The organism is Myxococcus sp. MH1 (assembly GCF_059738865.1).
The window spans coordinates 8516403-8533690 of the sequence record NZ_AP026947.1 but is presented as its reverse complement, the minus strand read 5'-3'; the positions used below and the strand labels follow the sequence as shown (position 1 = coordinate 8533690).

14 protein-coding genes are annotated in these 17288 nt (G+C 70.8%); 6 read left to right on the top strand and 8 right to left on the bottom strand.

The annotated features are described in order from the left end of the window. Positions 1-27: 27 nt before the first annotated feature. Positions 28-1245 (bottom strand): threonine ammonia-lyase, encoded by a 1218-nt coding sequence (gene ilvA, locus AC6JA9_RS33550; protein WP_223748034.1) that lies wholly within the window; start codon positions 1243-1245, stop codon positions 28-30. Positions 1246-1372: 127 nt separating this feature from the next. Then, entirely contained in the window at positions 1373-2602 is a 1230-nt protein-coding gene (locus tag AC6JA9_RS33545; protein ID WP_223748035.1) for a Glu/Leu/Phe/Val family dehydrogenase, read from the bottom strand. A 93-nt stretch (positions 2603-2695) separates the two neighbouring features. On the opposite strand from AC6JA9_RS33545, the gene AC6JA9_RS33540 reads away from it, so the two are divergent. Continuing rightward, positions 2696-3193 (top strand): helix-turn-helix domain-containing protein, encoded by a 498-nt coding sequence (locus tag AC6JA9_RS33540; RefSeq protein ID WP_223748036.1) that lies wholly within the window; start codon positions 2696-2698, stop codon positions 3191-3193. A gap of 115 nt (positions 3194-3308) precedes the next feature. Here AC6JA9_RS33540 and AC6JA9_RS33535 read toward each other — a convergent pair whose 3' ends face one another. Continuing rightward, a complete protein-coding gene (locus AC6JA9_RS33535) occupies positions 3309-5738 on the bottom strand; it encodes a DEAD/DEAH box helicase (protein ID WP_223748037.1) in 2430 nt (809 codons plus the stop codon). A 68-nt stretch (positions 5739-5806) separates the two neighbouring features. On the opposite strand from AC6JA9_RS33535, the gene AC6JA9_RS33530 reads away from it, so the two are divergent. Next, positions 5807-6922, top strand: coding sequence for an RNA polymerase factor sigma-32 (locus tag AC6JA9_RS33530; RefSeq protein WP_223781698.1), 1116 nt, complete (start codon positions 5807-5809; stop codon positions 6920-6922). An 87-nt stretch (positions 6923-7009) separates the two neighbouring features. Next, entirely contained in the window at positions 7010-7555 is a 546-nt protein-coding gene (locus AC6JA9_RS33525) for a hypothetical protein (protein ID WP_267699759.1), read from the top strand. Positions 7556-7586: 31 nt separating this feature from the next. Here AC6JA9_RS33525 and AC6JA9_RS33520 read toward each other — a convergent pair whose 3' ends face one another. From AC6JA9_RS33520 to AC6JA9_RS33505, 4 genes are all read right to left on the bottom strand, one after another. After that, positions 7587-9155, bottom strand: coding sequence for a beta-ketoacyl synthase N-terminal-like domain-containing protein (locus AC6JA9_RS33520; protein WP_223781699.1), 1569 nt, complete (start codon positions 9153-9155; stop codon positions 7587-7589). 21 nt (positions 9156-9176) lie between these two features. Continuing rightward, the gene (locus AC6JA9_RS33515; RefSeq protein ID WP_255653188.1) at positions 9177-10616 is read right to left on the bottom strand and encodes a DUF6250 domain-containing protein; all 1440 of its coding nucleotides are present in this window, start codon (positions 10614-10616) and stop codon (positions 9177-9179) included. A gap of 93 nt (positions 10617-10709) precedes the next feature. Further along, positions 10710-11420, bottom strand: coding sequence for a hypothetical protein (locus tag AC6JA9_RS33510; protein WP_223748042.1), 711 nt, complete (start codon positions 11418-11420; stop codon positions 10710-10712). Positions 11421-11491: 71 nt separating this feature from the next. Then, on the bottom strand, positions 11492-11755 hold the full coding sequence (locus AC6JA9_RS33505) for a molecular chaperone DnaJ (protein ID WP_497958375.1): 264 nt from the start codon (positions 11753-11755) through the stop codon (positions 11492-11494). A 57-nt stretch (positions 11756-11812) separates the two neighbouring features. On the opposite strand from AC6JA9_RS33505, the gene AC6JA9_RS33500 reads away from it, so the two are divergent. The 3 genes from AC6JA9_RS33500 to AC6JA9_RS33490 all read left to right on the top strand — a co-directional run bounded on the left by AC6JA9_RS33500 (position 11813) and on the right by AC6JA9_RS33490 (position 16555). Continuing rightward, positions 11813-12571 (top strand): DUF4159 domain-containing protein, encoded by a 759-nt coding sequence (locus AC6JA9_RS33500; RefSeq protein ID WP_223748044.1) that lies wholly within the window; start codon positions 11813-11815, stop codon positions 12569-12571. A 28-nt stretch (positions 12572-12599) separates the two neighbouring features. Beyond that, entirely contained in the window at positions 12600-14879 is a 2280-nt protein-coding gene (locus tag AC6JA9_RS33495; RefSeq protein ID WP_426745276.1) for a glutamine amidotransferase, read from the top strand. Between the two features lie 86 nt (positions 14880-14965). Then, a complete protein-coding gene (locus AC6JA9_RS33490; RefSeq protein ID WP_408889394.1) occupies positions 14966-16555 on the top strand; it encodes a serine hydrolase in 1590 nt (529 codons plus the stop codon). A 73-nt stretch (positions 16556-16628) separates the two neighbouring features. On the opposite strand, the gene AC6JA9_RS33485 is transcribed toward AC6JA9_RS33490, so the two are convergent. Continuing rightward, entirely contained in the window at positions 16629-17213 is a 585-nt protein-coding gene (locus AC6JA9_RS33485; RefSeq protein ID WP_223781703.1) for a superoxide dismutase family protein, read from the bottom strand. Between the last annotated feature and the right edge of the window lie 75 nt (positions 17214-17288).

The window sequence follows — 17288 nt, the reverse complement described above, 5'->3', positions numbered from 1 at the left end:
TCGGGCCGCGTGCAAGGCCCCCTCCCGTTACTTCCGGGCCACCTGCCAGCCCAGCTCCTCCAGGGCCTGCTCCAGCTCGCGGATGTGAGAGGGGCCCGTGGTCTCCAGCGTCACCTCCACCATGGCCTCGCCCAGCCCCGCCTTGGAGAAGGCGCGCTCGTGGTGCAGGTCCACCACGTTGGCCCTCAGGTCCGCGATGCGCGTCGTCAGCCGCGCGAGCATGCCGGGCCGGTCCGGCAGCCGCACCTCGAGCTGCACCAGGCGGCCCGCCTTCACCAGGCCCCGCTCGATGATGCGGCTGATGACGTTCATGTCGATGTTGCCGCCGCTCAGGATGATGGCGGTGCGCTTGCCCTTCGCCTGGGGCACGTGCCCGTTGAGCACCGCGGCCACGCCCACCGCGCCCGCGCCCTCCACCACGCTCTTCTCCTGCTCGAGCAGCGTGAGGATGGCGGCGGCGATCTCCTCCTCGTCCACCGACACGATGGTGTCCACGTACCTGCGCACCATCTCGAAGGTGAGCTCGCCCACCCGCTTCACCGCGATGCCGTCCGCGATGGTGGTCCCCGCCGCCGGCAGCTCCATCAGCTTCCCCGCCGCGACGGAGGCCTTCATGCTGTCGATGGTGGACGTCTGCACGCCGATGACCTGGATGCCGGGCTTCTTCTCCTTCAGCGCGCAGGCGATGCCGGAGATGAGCCCGCCGCCGCCGATGGGCACCAGCACCACCTCCACGTCCGGCCACTGCTCGAGCAGCTCCAGGCCGATGGTGCCCTGGCCCGCGATGACGTGCGGGTCGTTGAAGGGGTGCACGAAGACCAGCCCCTCGGCCTGCTGGATGCGCAGCGCCTCCGCGTAGGCCTCGTCGTAGTTGGTGCCCTTGAGCACCACGCGCGCGCCGTAGTCGTCGCGCGTGCGCGACACCTTGATGAGCGGCGTGCGCTCCGGCATGACGATGGTGGCCTTCACCCCCAGCCGGCGCGCGTGGTACGCGACGCCCTGCGCGTGGTTGCCGGCGGACGCGGCGATGACGCCCCGCTGGCGCTCCTCCGGCGACAGCGTCAAGAGCTTGTTGAGCGCGCCGCGCTCCTTGAAGGCGCCGGTGCGCTGGAGGTTCTCCAGCTTGAAGTACACCGCGCCGCACTCGGTGCGCTCGGTGAAGTAGTCCGAGGCGGGGCAGGGCGTGGGCCGGATGGCGTCGCGCAGACGCTCCCGCGCGGTGAGGATGTCCTGGAGGGTGACCATGAGCGTGCGCGTCTAGCGGAAGCGCGCCCCGGGCGGAAGGGACAGCCTGCACCGGACCTGGGGCCCCGACGCGTTGCCGCGATGCGGCAGGCTCGCCCGCCCGGGGGACGGACGGGCGCCCGGAGTATCAGATGCCGCGCAGCACGGTGGCCTTGCCCACCCGGCCGATGGCGAGGATGTAGGCCGCCGTCCGCATGGAGACCTTGCGCGAGCGGGCAATCTGCGCCACGCGCTCGTAGGCCTCCTTCATCGTCTTCTCCAGCTCCGCGTTGACGCGGTCCTCTTCCCAGGACAGGTGCTGGAGGTTCTGCACCCACTCGAAGTAGCTCACCGTGACGCCGCCGGAGCTGGCGAGCACGTCCGGCACCACGAAGATGCCGCGCTTCTCGAAGATTTCGTCCGCCTCCGGCTGGGTGGGGCCGTTGGCGCCCTCGATGATGAGCCGCGCGCGGACATGGTTGGCGTTGTCGCGGGTGAGCACGTGGCCCAGCGCCGCGGGGATGAGCACCTCGCAGTCGGCCGCGAGCACCTCCTCGTTGGTGCACGCCGTGCCGCCCGTGAAGCCCGTCACCGTGCCGGTGCGCTTGACGTGCTCGAAGAGCGACGGGATGTCCAGGCCCGCGGGGTTGCGGATGCCGCCCAGCACGTCCGCCACGGCCACCACCACGCCGCCGTCCTCCCACAACAGCTGCGCGGTGTGGCTGCCCACGTTGCCGAAGCCCTGCACCGCGAAGCGCGTGCCCTTCACCGGCAGGCCCAAATCCCTCAGGATTTCACGGCACACGTACAACAGGCCGCGCCCGGTGGCCGCCTCGCGGCCCTTGGAGCCGTAGAGTTCCAGCGGCTTGCCCGTGACGACGGCGGGCGAGTGGCCGTGGTAGCGCGAGTACTGGTCCATGATCCACGCCATCACCTGGGGGTTGGTGTTGACGTCGGGGGCGGGGATGTCCCGCGTGGGACCGATGACGTCCTGGATCTGGTCGACGAACTTGCGCGTCAGCCGCTCCAGCTCCTTGAGGCTCAGCTGCGACGGGTCGCACGCGATGCCGCCCTTGGCGCCGCCGTAGGGCACGTTCACCACGGCCGTCTTCCACGTCATCAGCGACGCGAGCGACGAGGACTCGTCCTGGTTCAGCGCGGGGTGGTAGCGCAGGCCGCCCTTCATGGGGCCGCGGCTGTTGTCGTGCTGGATGCGGTAGCCGAGGAAGGTGCGAATCTCCCCGGAGTCCATCTCGATGGAGACCTGGACCTTCACCTCGCGCAGGGGCGTGGCGAGCAGCGTTTCGATGGGGGTTCCCACGTCCATGATCCGCGCGGCCTTGCGGAAGTAGTAGTTGGTACCCTCGACGGCGCTCATGATTCGCAGGGCTCCTGGTGGCGGTGGACCCGGGTGGGCCCGCACCGCGCGCGAGACCTTAACAGAAGGGGTGCGCTACCATAGGAAACTGCCATGTCACCCGGTCCCCCGGATGCTTCCACGGTGAACGGACACCTGCAGGGCCTGGCCCGACGGATTCGCGCGCTGAGGGAGCGCCGGGGCCTCACCCAGGAGGACTTCGCCGTCCGGTGCGGCATCTCCGTGTCCTTCGCGTCGCTGCTGGAGCGCGGGGAGCGCAGCCCCAGCTACGAGACGCTCCTCCAGGTGGCCTCCGCGCTGGAGATGCCCCTGTGGGAGCTGCTCCGGGTGGAGGACGTGGACGACGCCGGGGGCCACCGGCTGGAGGGCTTCGCGCGCACCCGTCACCTCTCCCGTCCGGACGTGGACCGGCTGCTCGAGGTGGCGGAGGTGATGTTCAGCGGCGGCCCGTCGGCGACGCGGCCCGCGCGGCCCGAGCCCGTCCCGTGCTCGCAAGCGGGCTGCGAGCGGCCCGTGCTGGCCCGGGGCCTGTGCACCGCGCACTACCACCGGGAGCGGCGCAGGAAGGCCGCCGCGTCCGAGGAACCCTGAGAGGAGGGCTGGCGCACGGCCCGCCTGGGACTGACGCGCGGGGCCCTGTCCGAGCCCTCCGCGCCCATGGCGTCCGGCATGGCCCGAAGGCCCGCTGGACGCCCATGCGGTGTGACTACTTCTTGCGAGCGCGCTCGACCTTCAGCGTGCGCTCACCGTGCTGCTTGCCGTGCGTCGCCTCGAAGCCCGCGGCGTCCTCGTCCGCGACGAACACGTACGCGTACGTGGGGCGCAGGTCCATGCGCACCACCTTGCCGGCCGGAGCCCCGGCGGCCTCGAGCGCGCTGGTGACGCCCGCCTCGTCCAGGCCGTCCTGCTTGCCCAGGCCCACCCACAGGCGCACCTGGCCCGGCAGGTCCGGCAGCGCCTCGTGACGCGGGCGACGCTCCTCGCGTGAACCGCGCGGACGGTGCCGTTCAATCTTCAGCACCTTCTCGCCGTGCTGCTTTCCGTTGAGCGCCTCGAAGCCCGCCGCGTCCGCCTCGGCCACGTACGCGTAGCCGTAGGTGGGGCGCAGCAGCGCCTTGAGCACCTTGCCGGCGGGAGCCCCCGCGGCCTCCAGGGCGGCGGGCAGCTTCGCCTCGTCCATCCCGTCGTCCATGCCCAGGTTGGTCCACAGCTTCACCTCGCCGGGGCCCGCGTCCGGGGACGGGGGCGGACGGGTGCCGGGCTCACGCTCGGTGCGCGGCTTGCTCTTCTCCACGCGCAGCGTCTTCGTCCCGTGCTGCTTGCCGTTGAGCGTCTCGAACGCCGCGCTGTCCTCCTCCGCGACGAAGACGTACGCGAACGTGGGGCGCAGCTCCGCGCGCACCACCTTCCCCAGGGGCGCGCCCGCGTCCTCCAGCGCCGTGGCGATGCTGCCCGGCCCCAGGCCATCCGCGGTCCCCAGGTTCACCCACAGCTTCGCCTCGCCGGGGCCCGCCTCCAGCGCGGCGGCGCCGCCACGGCCGGAGTCACGCTCCCGCCGGGGCTCGTCGCGGCGCGGACGGCGCTCGCGGTCCGGATGCTCCGGACGCGCCATGGGCTTCTCACCGCGCTCGCGACGGTCCTCGCGCTCACGACGCTCGCCCCGGCCACCGCGCTCCTCGCGGTCCCGACGACGGCCCTCGCCGCCGCTGGACTTGCGCTCGGGCGCGGGCTCGCGGCGCTCCGTCTCCTGGGCCGCCTGCAGCTTCTCCATGCGCAGGTGGCTGAAGAAGTACTTGAGCAGGAACGCGACCAGGTCATCCGCGTTGGGGCGGTTCTTCAACTGCGCGGCCAGGGGCAGGAAGCCCTCGAAAATCGAGCCGCCGGCGGCCTCCTGGATTTCGCGCACGTGGCGCTCGGTCCAAAGGCGCATCGCCTCCTCGGGGGCGGGCATCTCCTGCTTGTCGAACTTGATGCCGTACTTCTTCTCCAGCGCGGTGTACGTGGCCAGCTCGCGCCCGGAGAAGAGGTTGATGGCCGTGCCCTTGTTGCCGATGCGGCCGGTGCGGCCCACGCGGTGCAGGTAGACGGCCGGGTCCTCGGGCAGCGAGTAGTTGATGACGTACTCCAGCCCGGAGATGTCGATGCCGCGCGCCGCGATGTCCGTGGCGACCATGAAGGCCACCTCGCCGCGCTTCACCTTGCCCATCACCCGCTCGCGCTCCTTCTGCGGCAGGTCTCCGTTGAGCAGCTCCGCGTCGAAGCCGTTGCGGTTGAGCACCGCCGTCACCAGCGCCGTGTCATCCCGCGTGTTGCAGAAGATGATGGCGTTGGGCGGCTCCTCCTTCTCCAGGATGTAGATGAGGTTGCGCGGCTTGGGGAAGGCGTCCGACACGTCGTAGCGGACGTGGTGGATGTGCTCCACGGTGAAGACGTCGCCGGAGAGCAAGAGCGTCTCCGCGTTCGTCGTGTACCGGGCGATGAGGTTCTGGATGTCCGTGGGGACGGTGGCGCTGAAGAGCAGCACCTGGCGCGACTTCGGGAGGCGGTCGAGGATGCGGGTGACCTCCTCGTAGAAGCCCTGGTTGAGCATCTCGTCGGCTTCGTCCAGCACCGCGTGGTCGCACCCGTCCAGCTTCAGGTTGCCGCGGTTGATGTGGTCGAACACGCGGCCGGGCGTGCCCACGATGATGGGCGTGCCCTCCTCGAGCGCGTCCTCCTGCTGCTTCATGGAGGCGCCGCCGTAGATGGCCGCCACCTTCACGCCCTTGTACTTGGCCAGGAGCGTCAGCTCCTCCGCCACCTGCAGCGCCAGCTCGCGCGTGGGGCAGAGGATGAGCGCGCGCACGCGCTTCTCATCCGCGGGAATCTTCTCCAGCAGCGGCAGGCCGAACGCGGCCGTCTTCCCCGTGCCCGTCTTGCTGCGGACAATCAGGTCCTTTCCCTCGATGGCGGGCCGGAAGGCGCGCGCCTGGACAGGGGTGGGGTGGGTGTAGCCGCGCTCCGCCAGCGCGCGGCGGAGGGGCTCGGACAGATTCATGTCGTCGAAGCCGATGTCCGCGATGTATTCGGCGGGACGCGTCGGGGCTTCGTCAGTGGCCGGGCTGCCCGGCGCGGTGGGCTCTTGGATGTCGCTCATCAAGCAGGGGCATAGCCCCTGCATTACCCTCTGGCAACAATCGCGGCACTTTGGGGTATGGAGAGCCGATGGCGAGTGGAGGGAAGAGAACCAAAGGAACGTCGCCCGGACGCCGGGCGAAGCGGGCGCCCGCGAGCGCCCCCGCCAGGGCGGATACCGTCGACGCCGAGGTCGAGGACACCGGGGTGGAGGCCTCCCCAGACCCGGATTCCCTGGAGCCGGACGAGGCCGAGCTGACCGACGTGGAGCCCGAGGAGGAGGCCGCTCCCCGGCCCGCGCCCGCCCAGGCCCTGGTCCGGGCGAGCGAGTCGGGGCTGTCCAACCGGGACCCGCTGCAGGCCTACATGGCCGAGGTGACGCGCCACCCCCTTTTGACGCGCGAGGAGGAGCTGGCCCTGTCGCGGCACTACCGCGAGACGGGGGACGTCAGGACGGCGTACCGGCTGGTGGCCTCCAACCTGCGGCTGGTGGTGAAGCTGGCCCACGAGTACCACCGCAACCCCCTGTCCCTGCTGGATCTGGTGCAGGAGGGGAACATCGGGCTGATGCAGGCGGTGAAGAAGTACGACCCGGAGCGGGGCGTGAAGCTCTCCAGCTACGCGGCCTGGTGGATACGCGCGTACATCCTCCGCTACATCATGGACAACTGGAAGATGGTGAAGCTGGGGACCACCGAGGCCCAGCGCAAGCTCTTCTTCAAGCTGCGCCAGGAGCAGGAGAAGCTCATCGCCCAGGGCTTCGAGGCGAGCCCCAAGCTGCTGGCGGAGCGGCTCAACGTCTCCGAGCAGGACGTGATGGAGATGGACCAGCGGCTGGGGCACGACGAGGTGTCCATCGACGCGCCGCTGGGCGGGGACGACGAGGGCTCGCGGGCCACGCGCGCGGACCGCTACCTGCCGTCGGGCGCGGTGCCCGCCGACGAGCGGCTGGGCGCCGAGCAGCTCAAGGCCCTGTTCCGCGAGAAGCTCGCCGAGTTCTCCCGGACGCTGGAGGGCAAGGAGCGCTTCATCTTCGAGAACCGCCTCACCTCCGACGAGCCCCTGACGCTGCAGGACATCGGCGACAAGTACGGCGTCAGCCGCGAGCGCGCCCGTCAGATTGAAGCCGCCCTGATTGCGCGGATGCGGGAGTTCATGCGCGAACACATCCCGGACTTCGACCTGGTGGCCACGCCCAAGAGCTGACGGACCGGCCCGGGCGGGGGGCTGCCCGGTGGAGAGGTGGGGGCGTTATGCTGGGCGCCCCCGTCTCCGCGGGTCGGAGGTTGCTCCATGCGCAGTCTGCTCGTCGTCGTGCTGTGCCTGCTGGCGGGGTGCTCCCGCTCGCTCCGGGAGAACTACCAGCGCGACAAGGCGGCCAGCCATGTCTACCAGCGCACGCTGCCGGACCTGTGGCCGGAGGTGAAGGCGCACCTCCAGAAGGAGGGCTACTCCTGGAAGGAGATGCCGGGCCGCTACGTGCTGGAGACGGAGTGGCGCGACGCGGGGGGCGGCACGCTGGGGCCCACGTCGTCCTCGCGCTTCCTGATTGAGGGCCACACGCTGCCCAACGGCGGCAGCATCCTCCGGGTGATGCGCGGCAACCGGATGTCGCAGGCCATCGGCGGGGGCAACGTGGAGCAGCGAATCGCCCAGGGAGGCTCCGCCCGCGCGCAGGAGGAGCAGGCCGTGGCGCGCGCCAACGCCAACACCACCGGCGTGCTGCCCACGCAGCAGAACTACGCGAGGGACCTGGAGCTGGAACTGGAGCTCTTGCGGCGCATCGAGCCCGACGCGGCCGGCCGGCTGGCGCAGCAGGCGGCGCTCGAGTACCCCTGAACCAGGGGCCCTCCCAGCGCCGCCCGGCGCGTCACTTCTTCCAGGGGCGGGAGATGACGCAGGCGTTGATGCCGCCCACGCCCATGGACAGCTTGCCCGCGCAGCCTTCGGGCGCGGCCTGGGCCTCGTCGAAGACGAAGCGGCCGTGGACGCGCGAAATCTGCTGGTTGAGCTCCGTCTTCTTCAGCGGCGTGGGGAACACCTGCCCGCGCCCGTAGCCCAGGTACTGCGCCGTCAGCTCCCAGCCGCCGCCCGCGGACATGCCGTGGCCGAAGGTGCCCTTGCGCGCGGTGATGAGCACCGACTCCGGCATCACGTCGCGCAGGTTCTGGACCTCCAGGTAGTCCCCCGGCGTCGCGGTGGCGTGCAGGTCCCAGCTGCCCACGTCGGCGGGGCCGCAGCCCGCCTGGGCCAGCGCCTCGCGGATGGCCAGCGTGGGGCCCTCCTTGGACGGGGTGATGATGTGGTCCGCGTCCGCGGTGACGCCCACGGAGACGGGCTCCATGCCCAGGGGCTTGAAGCCCTTGGCCGTGAAGTAGTCGTAGTCGCCCAGCACCCAGACCACCGCGCCGCCCGCGATGTGCGTGCCGCGCAGGGCGGTGAGGGGCTTGGAGATGGCCGCGTCCGCGGAGATGACGCGCGCGTTGTAGAAGCCGCCCACGACGAGCGGGTTGGGCGCCGCGTCCGTCATGCCCATGACGACGGCCTTCGCCTCACCCAGCTGCAGGGCGTTCATCGCCAGCTTCAGCCCGTAGCCGAACGACGAGCACGCGGCCACCGGGGCGAACGTCATGCCGGTGATGCGGCCGAGCATCGAAATCTGCGAGGCGGGCGTGTTGTGGATGTTCCACAGCACGTTGGAGGACACGGCGTTCCAGGGCGGCTCCGGCGCGTTCCACTTCTTCTGCAGCCGGCCGTTGCGCGTGCGCTTCTCCTTGATGACGGCCAGCTTCGCGGACTCCACGTCCGCGCCGTCCGGCACGCCGATGGCCTCGATGTCGCGCAGCTCCGCCAGGTACTCGCGCAGCTCCGTGGACCGGCCCGTCCAGTAGTGCCACCACGCGTCCTCGGCCTCGTCGCGCACGCCCTCGTCCACCGTGGACGGCTCGGGCGGCACGCCCTCGGCGGGCTCGCGCGTCTCCAGCCACTGGCGCAGCACCGCGTTGCGCTCGGGCGCGGACCAGAAGCGGTCCCACCGGCGCTGGGCGCGGTACAAATCCAGCGAGATGGATTGGATGGTGGGCAGGTCCCCCAGGCCCGTGCCCACGTACACGTGCGCGCGGGGCCCCAGGGCTTGCAGCTCCTGCTCCAGGCCCGGGTTCTGCGCGAGCGACTGGATGAACGCGCCGATGGCGAACTGCGTCGGCTGCCCCATCTTCCGCTCCAGCTGGGAGAAGCGGTTGGCGGGGAAGCGCTCGTCGATCCACGGCTTGTAGTCCGCCAGCTGGAAGTCCGGCGTACCGACCAGGAAGTTGTCCGGCCCGAAGCCGTTGAAGGGGGACAGCCAGCTCTCGGAGGACGCGAGGTTCCTCTCGAACGCCTCGATGTTCCTGGACCGGGGGGCGACGACGCCCCAGCCGAAGATGCCAACTCTGCGCACGGTGTGACTTTCCTTGGGCCGCTAGGGGGCGAGCGGCTCAATCTTCAAATTGTCGAAGTGGACGCGGGTCTGCCAGCCCGAGAACCCGAAGTACTGGTTGCGCGAGCCCTCGAGGGGCGTGGCGTCTTTGAGGGTCAGGAACGGCTGGCCGTCCAGCTCCCAGGCGAGGGTGTCACCGCGGCGGGTCAGCTTGAAGTGGTGGCGCTTGCCCGGCACCACCGCGGCCCCATCCCGCGTGACGCGGTCGGGCGTGTGCTCGCTCCTGCGGGCGATGGCGGACTGGGTGTTCTTCCAGCCGCCGAAGATGAACACGTAGCCGGTGGCGGTGTACTGCAGCCGCAAATCACCCGCGTAGAACGAGCGGCCGTCGCCCCAGGCCTCCACCTTGATGTCGCCCTGCGGGCTGTCCGTCCATGCGTCGAACTCGATGACCGCGTCGCGGGGCAAAGGGCGCTTGAGCCACACGGGGCGGTTGTGGAGCTGCTCCACCACCAGCGCGCCGTCGACGATGCGCGTCGCGGTGGGGTTGGTGACGTTCCACGCGTCGCCGAGCGTGTCGCGCTCGAAGTCGTCCGCGTACGGACCCGGGGGGATGGCCGGCGTCACGGCCGCGACCTTGGCGGGCAGCCGGTCCGGCGTGTCCACGCGCAGGTTGTCCCAGAAGATCTGCGACTCGAAGCCGGACAGGCCCAGCCGGTCGTGCCCCGGCCCCTTGAGCGGGCGCGGGTCATCCAGCTCCAGGAACAGCTCCCCGTCGATGGACCAGCGCAAGAGCGTGCCCCGGCGCTCGATGCGCCAGTGGTACGTGCGGCCCGCCTGCACCGGCGTGCCCCGCGCCTCCACCTTCACCCGGGTGTCGTCCTTGAACACGGAAGCCAGGTCCGCGGCGGCGCCCGACGACTCCGCCTTGCGCTGCGCGCGGCGCTGGAGCGCGTCCAGCGTGGGCGCGTTCAAGTCCAGCCGGGCGATGGCCGACACGGAGTTGTTCTGGCCGCCCTGCATCAGCACGTAGCCGGAAGCCGGGTCCACGCCGTTGCCGAAGAGCTCCACCCGGATGTCGCCCTCGGGCAGCTCCGAGCGCACGTCCAGCTCCACCGCCACGTCGTCCGGCAGCGGCGCCTGCAGCCACAGCGGGTTGTTCTTCACCCCCGGCGCCAGCAGCTCGCCCTGAATCACCCGCCAGTAGCCGCCCGTGGTGAAGAAGTCGCGCTTCACCACGCCCGGGTCGCTGAAGTCCTGGGTGTAGGGGATTGTCGCCGTCACCTCCGCGTCACCGCGGAAGAGGACGTAGTGGATGAGGGGGAACTGGATGACGACGATGAGGCCGACGAGCACGGCCCAGCCCCGGCGCGACAGTCCCTCGGGCTTCACCCAGGCTCCCTGAGCCAGGGGCTCCTGCCCGGGGGATGGCTCCGGGGGGGACTCCTGCTTCTCCTTCTCCTTGCGCCTGGCCTGGCCCATCAATCCTTCGGGGGTTTTCCGGGGGGAAAGGCGGCGGAATCTACGCGCCACCCGGGTGGAGGTAAAGCACGGCCGACGACCGGGGGAGGCCGGCTACTTGACCCCCCAACGTTTCTCGAGCGCCCGTTGCTCCGCCTGCCGCAGCTTCACGCGCTCCTTCTCCGCGCGCTGCTTGTCGGCCTCCTCGGGGGAGGGGCGCATGGCCAGCTGGTAGACGGAGCCCGCGATGGCGAACATGCCCGCCGCGACGATGACGCCCCAGGGACGGCTCGCCACCGCCTCCACCAGGCTGCCGAACTGGTGCAGCGCCGCCAGCGCGCCGATGACGAGCACCCACCCGCCCGCCGCGGAGGCGACGAGCGCGCTGACCACCCGGTGCAGGAGCGCGCCCACCAGCCCGCCGATGATGAACCCCGGCGCGAAGCCGAGCAGGAAGTCCTGCGGGCCGGCGATCTGCCCGGCCACCAGGCCCAGCGGCACGCCCAGGCCCACGAAGGTGATGGCGGGCGGGAAGAGGAAGCCCAGCACCAGCAGCACCCCCGCGGCGATGGACGGCGCCCGGGGGTCCAGGTCCGGCAGGCCCAGCTTCACGGCCACCGCGCCCGTCCACACCAGGCCCAGCAGCGCGCCGATGGGGCCGGCGAGCACCCGGAACACCCGGGGGCCTCCGCCGACCAAGAGCAGCGTCACCCCGAGGACACAGCAGACGATGCCCGCCCACATCGGCAGGAGCCGGTAGATGGCGACCCAGCCCGACGGATTGAACTCCTGATAGGCCCTGAGTGCCTGGAGGAGGCCTTCCATGACTTCCGACTCCTTCGCATTGCGGCGCGGCTCGAGCCGCCCCCGAGGGGCGCGGGCGCCGACGATGTAGCTTAAGCGTAGCGCCTCAGCGCCAACAGCAGCAGCACCACGAAGACGGCGGCCCCCAGCGCCGCGAAGCCGTAGAGGGCACGGGGCGTGGACGTGCGGCGCAAGAGCTCCTCGGCCTGGGCGCGGTCCTGGGGGGCCGGATTGCTCGCCAACAGACGCTCGGCCTGGCGTCGGGCCCCGGCGACGTCACCGGCCTCCTTGAGGGCCCAGGCCGCGCGGACCTCGGGGGCGCCGGGCGGCTCGGGCGTCTGTCCGCCTTTCGCCATGGGCCCGCTGTATACCGGGGAATGCGAGCACCCGTCGACGGTATATAGATGCGCTCTATGTCCGCGCGGCGCCTGACCCGACGAAACCTCCTGCTCGGCACCTCCGCGCTCGTCCCGCTGCTGTCTGGGCGTGCGCGCGCCTTCGGTGAGAAGAACCGCTTCATCCCCGCGGTGGCGAAGCACGGCGGCCGCTGGGACGGGCGGCTGTCGGGCCTGCGTCGGATTGCGTGGGAGCTGCAGCGGCGCACCTCGGTGGAGGTGGTGCCGGACGCGCGCCCGTTCGCGCTGAGCAGCCCCGACCTCTTCGAGTACCCCTTCCTGTACTTCGGCGGCGACGGCGCGTTCCCCGCGCTCAGCGAGGCGGAGGTGACCAACCTGCGCCGCTACCTGACGTACGGCGGCTTCATGCTGGCGGACGCCAACGACGGCAGCGACGGGGACGGCTTCGACGCCAGCTTCCGCCGGGAGATGCGGCGCGTGCTGCCGCAGAGCCCGCTGACCGAGGTGCCCTCCACGCACGTGGTGTTCAAGTCCTTCTTCATGCTGGACGCGGCGCCCGGGCGGCTGCTCAACAAGCCGCAGCTCCTGGCGGCCAACCTGGGCAAGCGCGCCGCGGTGCTGTACTCGCAGAACGACGTGGCGGGGGCGTGGAGCCGCAACGAGACGGGCGACTACGAGTTCGACGTGAGCCCCGGCGGTGAGCCGCAGCGCGAGCTGGCGGTGCGCCTGGGCATCAACGTCTGCATGTACGCGCTCTGCCTGGACTACAAGGACGACGCGGTCCACCTGCAGCTCATCCTCAACAAGCGGCGCTGACGCGAAGGGCCTCACCTCAAGAGCCTGGATGAACTCCCCCACCTTCAACGCCTGGAAGCTCGTCAGCCTCTCTCCGCTGCCCTCGTGGGCGCTGGTGTTCCTCGCGCTCGGGCTGCTGTTGGGCGTGGGGCTGGCGGCCTGGGGCGTGCGCCGCGAGCCCGCGCGTGGCCGTCGCATCCTCTTGTGGGCCCTGCGCGTGGGCGCGGGCGTGGCCGCGCTCTTCTTCCTGCTGGAGCCGGGCATCCGTCACCTCCAGGTGGCGCGGATGAAGAACCGGGTGGCGGTGCTGGTGGACCGCTCGGCGTCCATGGGCTTTCCCACCGAGCCGGGCGGGCCCACGCGCAACGCGCAGGTGGCCGCGTTCCTGGAGAAGGCGGGCCCGGCGTTCGCGGGGCTGCAGGACCGCTTCACGGTGGAGATGTACGGCGTGGACCCGGAGCTTTCGCCGGTGACGCCCGCGTCGCTCGCCAAGGAGCCGCCCCGGGCGGGCACCACGGACCTGCTCGCCGCGCTGCGTGCGTCGGCGGGGGCGGGGCAGGGCGCTCGCAAGCTCTCCGGCGTGCTGCTGTTCAGCGACGGCGCGGACAACGCGGAGCTGAAGGCGGGCGTGGTGGGCCGCGCGCGCGCGGCGCTCGCGGACCTGGGCGTGCCGGTGTCCACCTTCACCGTGGGCCAGGAGGCGCTCAAGGACCTGGCGATTGAAGGCCTCAAGGTCGATGACTTCGCCTTCGTGCGCAACTCGCTCACGGTGGAGGCGGAGATCCACGGCAAGGGCTTCCGGGGCAAGGAGATTCCCGTCGTCCTCAGCCAGGAGGGCAAGACGGTGGCCACCAAGACGGTGCGCCTGGAGACGAACGACGACGTGAAGCCGGTGTCCTTCACCTTCACGCCGGACCAGACGGGCCGCTTCGTCTACACGGTGTCGGTGCCCACCTTCCCGGACGAGGCGGTGGCGGACAACAACAGCCGCTCCTTCACGCTGAAGGTCATCCGGGACCGGGTGCGCGTGCTGCTGGTGGTGGGCCGCCCCTCGTGGGACGAGCGCTACCTGCGCGGGCTGCTCAAGCAGGACGCGAACGTGGACCTCATCTCGTTCTACATCCTGCGCACGCTGTCGGACGACCCGGGGACGTCGAACGACCGGGAGCTGTCGCTCATCCCGTTCCCCATGGAGGAGATCTTCGACACGAAGCTGGACACCTTCGACGTCGTCATCTTCCAGAACTTCGGGCACTCGGACCCGTCGCTGTCCATCGCTGAGTACGAGCGCAACCTGGAGCGCTACATCCACAACGGCGGCGCCTTCGTGATGATTGGCGGCGACAGCGTGCTGGGCGAGGGCCGCGCCACCATGCCCACGCTGATGGACGCGCTGCCCGTGGCCGCCGCGGGCCCCGCCAACCTGGACGCGTTCACCGCGCGCCTGACGCCGGAGGGCCTGCGCCACCCGGTGACGGCCATCGGCACCGGCGCCTCCAGCACCGAGGCCGCGTGGGGCGAGCTGCCTCCCATCCCCGGCATCAACCTGACGCGCGCGCGGCAGGGCGCCACCGTGTTGCTGGAGCATCCGCATCTCACCTCGGACGGGAAGAACGCGCCGCTCGTCGCCGTGTGGGATTACGGCCGGGGGCGCGCGCTGGTGATGGCCACGGATGCGTCGTGGTACTGGGCCTTCGCGGCGCACCGGGATGGCTCGCCCAGCCGCGCGTATGACCGCTTCTGGGGCAACGCGCTGCGCTGGCTGGTGAGGGACCCGGACCTGACGACGCTGAAGGTGACGGCGGACCCGCCCTCGGTGGAGCCGGGGCGTCCGGTGGCAGTGGTGGTGCAGGCGCGCAGCGCGGATTACCAGCCGGCGCAGGACGCGCAGGTGCGCGTGGAGCTGTTCTCCGTGGCCGCGCAGAAGCCGGTGGCGGTGCAGACGGGGGCGACGGGGCCGGACGGCGTGGTGCGGCTGGAGTTCGCGCCGCCGGAGCCGGGCCCCTACAAGCTCCTCGCCACGGCGAAGAAGGGCGACACGGAGCTGGGCCAGGGCGAGGACGCGGTGGCGGTGCGCGCCGTGGGCCCGGAGCTGTCGGACGCGTCGGTGCGGCCGGAGCTGATGGAGCAGGTGGCCAAGGTGACGGGCGGCAAGGCGTACAAGCTGCCCCAGGACAGCCTGCCGGACGTGCCGCTGCTGGACCCGCCCGTGGTGGAGGTGGGCCGCGCCAAGGACCAGCCGCTGTGGGACCGCTGGTACTACCTGGTGGCCCTCATCGGGCTGCTCGGCGCGGAGTGGTTCGCGCGGCGCCGCTTCGGCTACGTCTGACGCGCCAGCCCGGAACAAGGGCGGCTGGGGCGTGTTCGCCAGGTGCGGTAGAGAGGGGACGTTCGAGCCCCTTCCTGGAGCCCTTCGTGCGTCACGTCCTCGCGCTACTCCTCGTCGTCCTTCCGCTGTCCCCGGCCTTCGCGCAGTCGCTGCCCACCGACTTCGACGCCACCCTCGAGAAGGCGATGAAGACCTTCGACGTGCCCGGCATCGCCGTGGCCGTGGTGAAGGACGGCAAGGTGGTGCTGTCCAAGGGCTATGGCGTGCGCAAGCTCGGGGACAAGACGCCGGTGACGGCGGACACGCTGTTCGGCATCGCGTCCAACAGCAAGGCCTTCACGGCGGCGGCGCTGGCCATGCTCGTCGAGGAGGGCAAGCTGCAGTGGGATGACCGCGTGGTGGACCACCTGCCGTCGTTCCAGATGCACGATGCGTACGTCACGCGCGAGCTGACGATTCGGGACCTGCTCGTGCACCGCAGCGGGCTGGGGCTGGGCGCGGGGGATTTGCTCTACTTCCCGCAGTCGACGTTCACCGAGGACGAGATTGTCTCGAAGCTGCGCCACCTGCCCCTGGCGTCGAGCTTTCGCAGCAAGTACGCGTACGACAACATCCTCTACCTCGTGGCCGGCAAGGTCATCGAGAAGGTCAGCGGCCGTCACTGGCGCGACTTCGTGCGTGAGCGCATCTTCGTGCCGGTGGGCATGCGCGACAGCAGCACGCTCTTCAAGGCGTTGCGCGTGAGCGGCAACGTGGCCACGCCGCACGCGAAGGCGGACGGGGTGCTCAAGGCCATCTCGCCCATGGGCTTCGAGAACAACGCGCCCGCGGCGGCCATCAACTCCAGCGTCAACGACCTGTCCAAGTGGATGATGACGCAGCTGGCCTTGGGCGTGATTCCGGGGACGGACGGCAAGAAGCGGCTGTTCAGCGAGGCGCAGTCGAAGGAGATGTGGGCGGCGCAGACGGTGATGAACGTCACCGAGCCGTCCAAGCCGCTCGCCGGGCTGCGCGCGAACTTCGCGGCGTACGCGCTGGGCTGGTCCTTGCGCGACTACAAGGGCTATAAGCTGGTGGGCCACGGCGGCGCGCTGCCGGGCTACTACTCGCGGGTGATGCTGGTGCCGGAGCTGAACCTGGGCGTCGCGGTGCTGACGAACCAGGAGGAGCGCGGGGCCATCGAGGCGCCGATGTGGACGGTGCTGGACGCGTTCATGGGCGGGCCCGCCACGGACTGGGTGGCCGCGTTCAAGGCGGATGACGACGCGAAGCGCGCCAAGGCGGAGGCCCAGGTGGCGGGGCTCCGCGGCAGCCGCAACGCCCAGAGCAAGCCGTCGCTCCCGCTCGACGCGTACACCGGCACGTTCCGCGACGCTTGGTACGGCGACGTGACGCTGACGCGGGAGGCGGACAAGCTGGTGCTGCGCTTCAGCCGGACGCCGGGTCTCGTGGGTGAGGTGGAGCACTGGCAATACGACACCTTCGTCGCGCGCTGGAAGGACCGCTCGCTCAACGCGGACGCGTTCGTGTCCTTCTCGCTCAAGCCCGACGGCGCGGTGGGGGAGATGCGCATGCAGCCCGTCTCACCGCTCACCGACTTCAGCTTCGACTTCCAGGACCTGCGCTTCACGCCCGTGAAGAAGGCGCCTGACGCCGTCGCGAAGCCCGTGCCCTGAAGAGGGGCCGCTCTGGGACTCGCCCGTCCGGCCAGCAATGCCAGACGGGCGCGTCACCGGGTGAATCGGGCCGCTACTGCTTCTCCACCACGCCGCACGCCAGGCGACCGCCGGCGTCACCGGTCGGGTCCGTGGCGTAGTCGTCCTCCTTGACGTGGACGACGACGGCCGAGCCGTCCTTGTCGAACAGCGACTTCACCGTCAGCCCGCCCTGGGCGAACGTGTCGAACTGCACCTTGCCGTCCTGGCCCACGTAGAGGTTGGGCAGGTCGCCCAGGTGCTTGCCCTTGTGGGCCATCATCCCGTGCGCCTTCTTCGTCGGGTTGAAGTGCGCGCCGGCCGTCTTGAACTCCGGCGCCTCGCACTTGCCCGTCTCGTGGATGTGGAAGGCGTGCTGGCCGGGGGGCAGGTCGTGCAGCGTGCCCTTGATGAGGACGCCCTGCTTGGCCTGCTCGAAGGTGATTTCGCCCACGTCCTTGCCCTGCGCGTCCTTCACCGTCGCCTTCGCCGTCTCGCCCTTGGGCGCCTCCTTCTTCGCCGGCGCCGCGGCGGCGGGGGCGGCCTGGGCGGGCGCGGGGGGCGTCGCCGCGGGGGCCTGGGCCAGCGCGGGCGCGGCGGCGGTGAGAACGGTGGCGGTCAGCAGCGCGCGAATCTTCATGGGTCGGGGTCCTCCTCCAGAGGGGAAATGCTGCTCAGCGAAGGTGGACACTAGCGGTTGTCCGCGCAGCCCGCA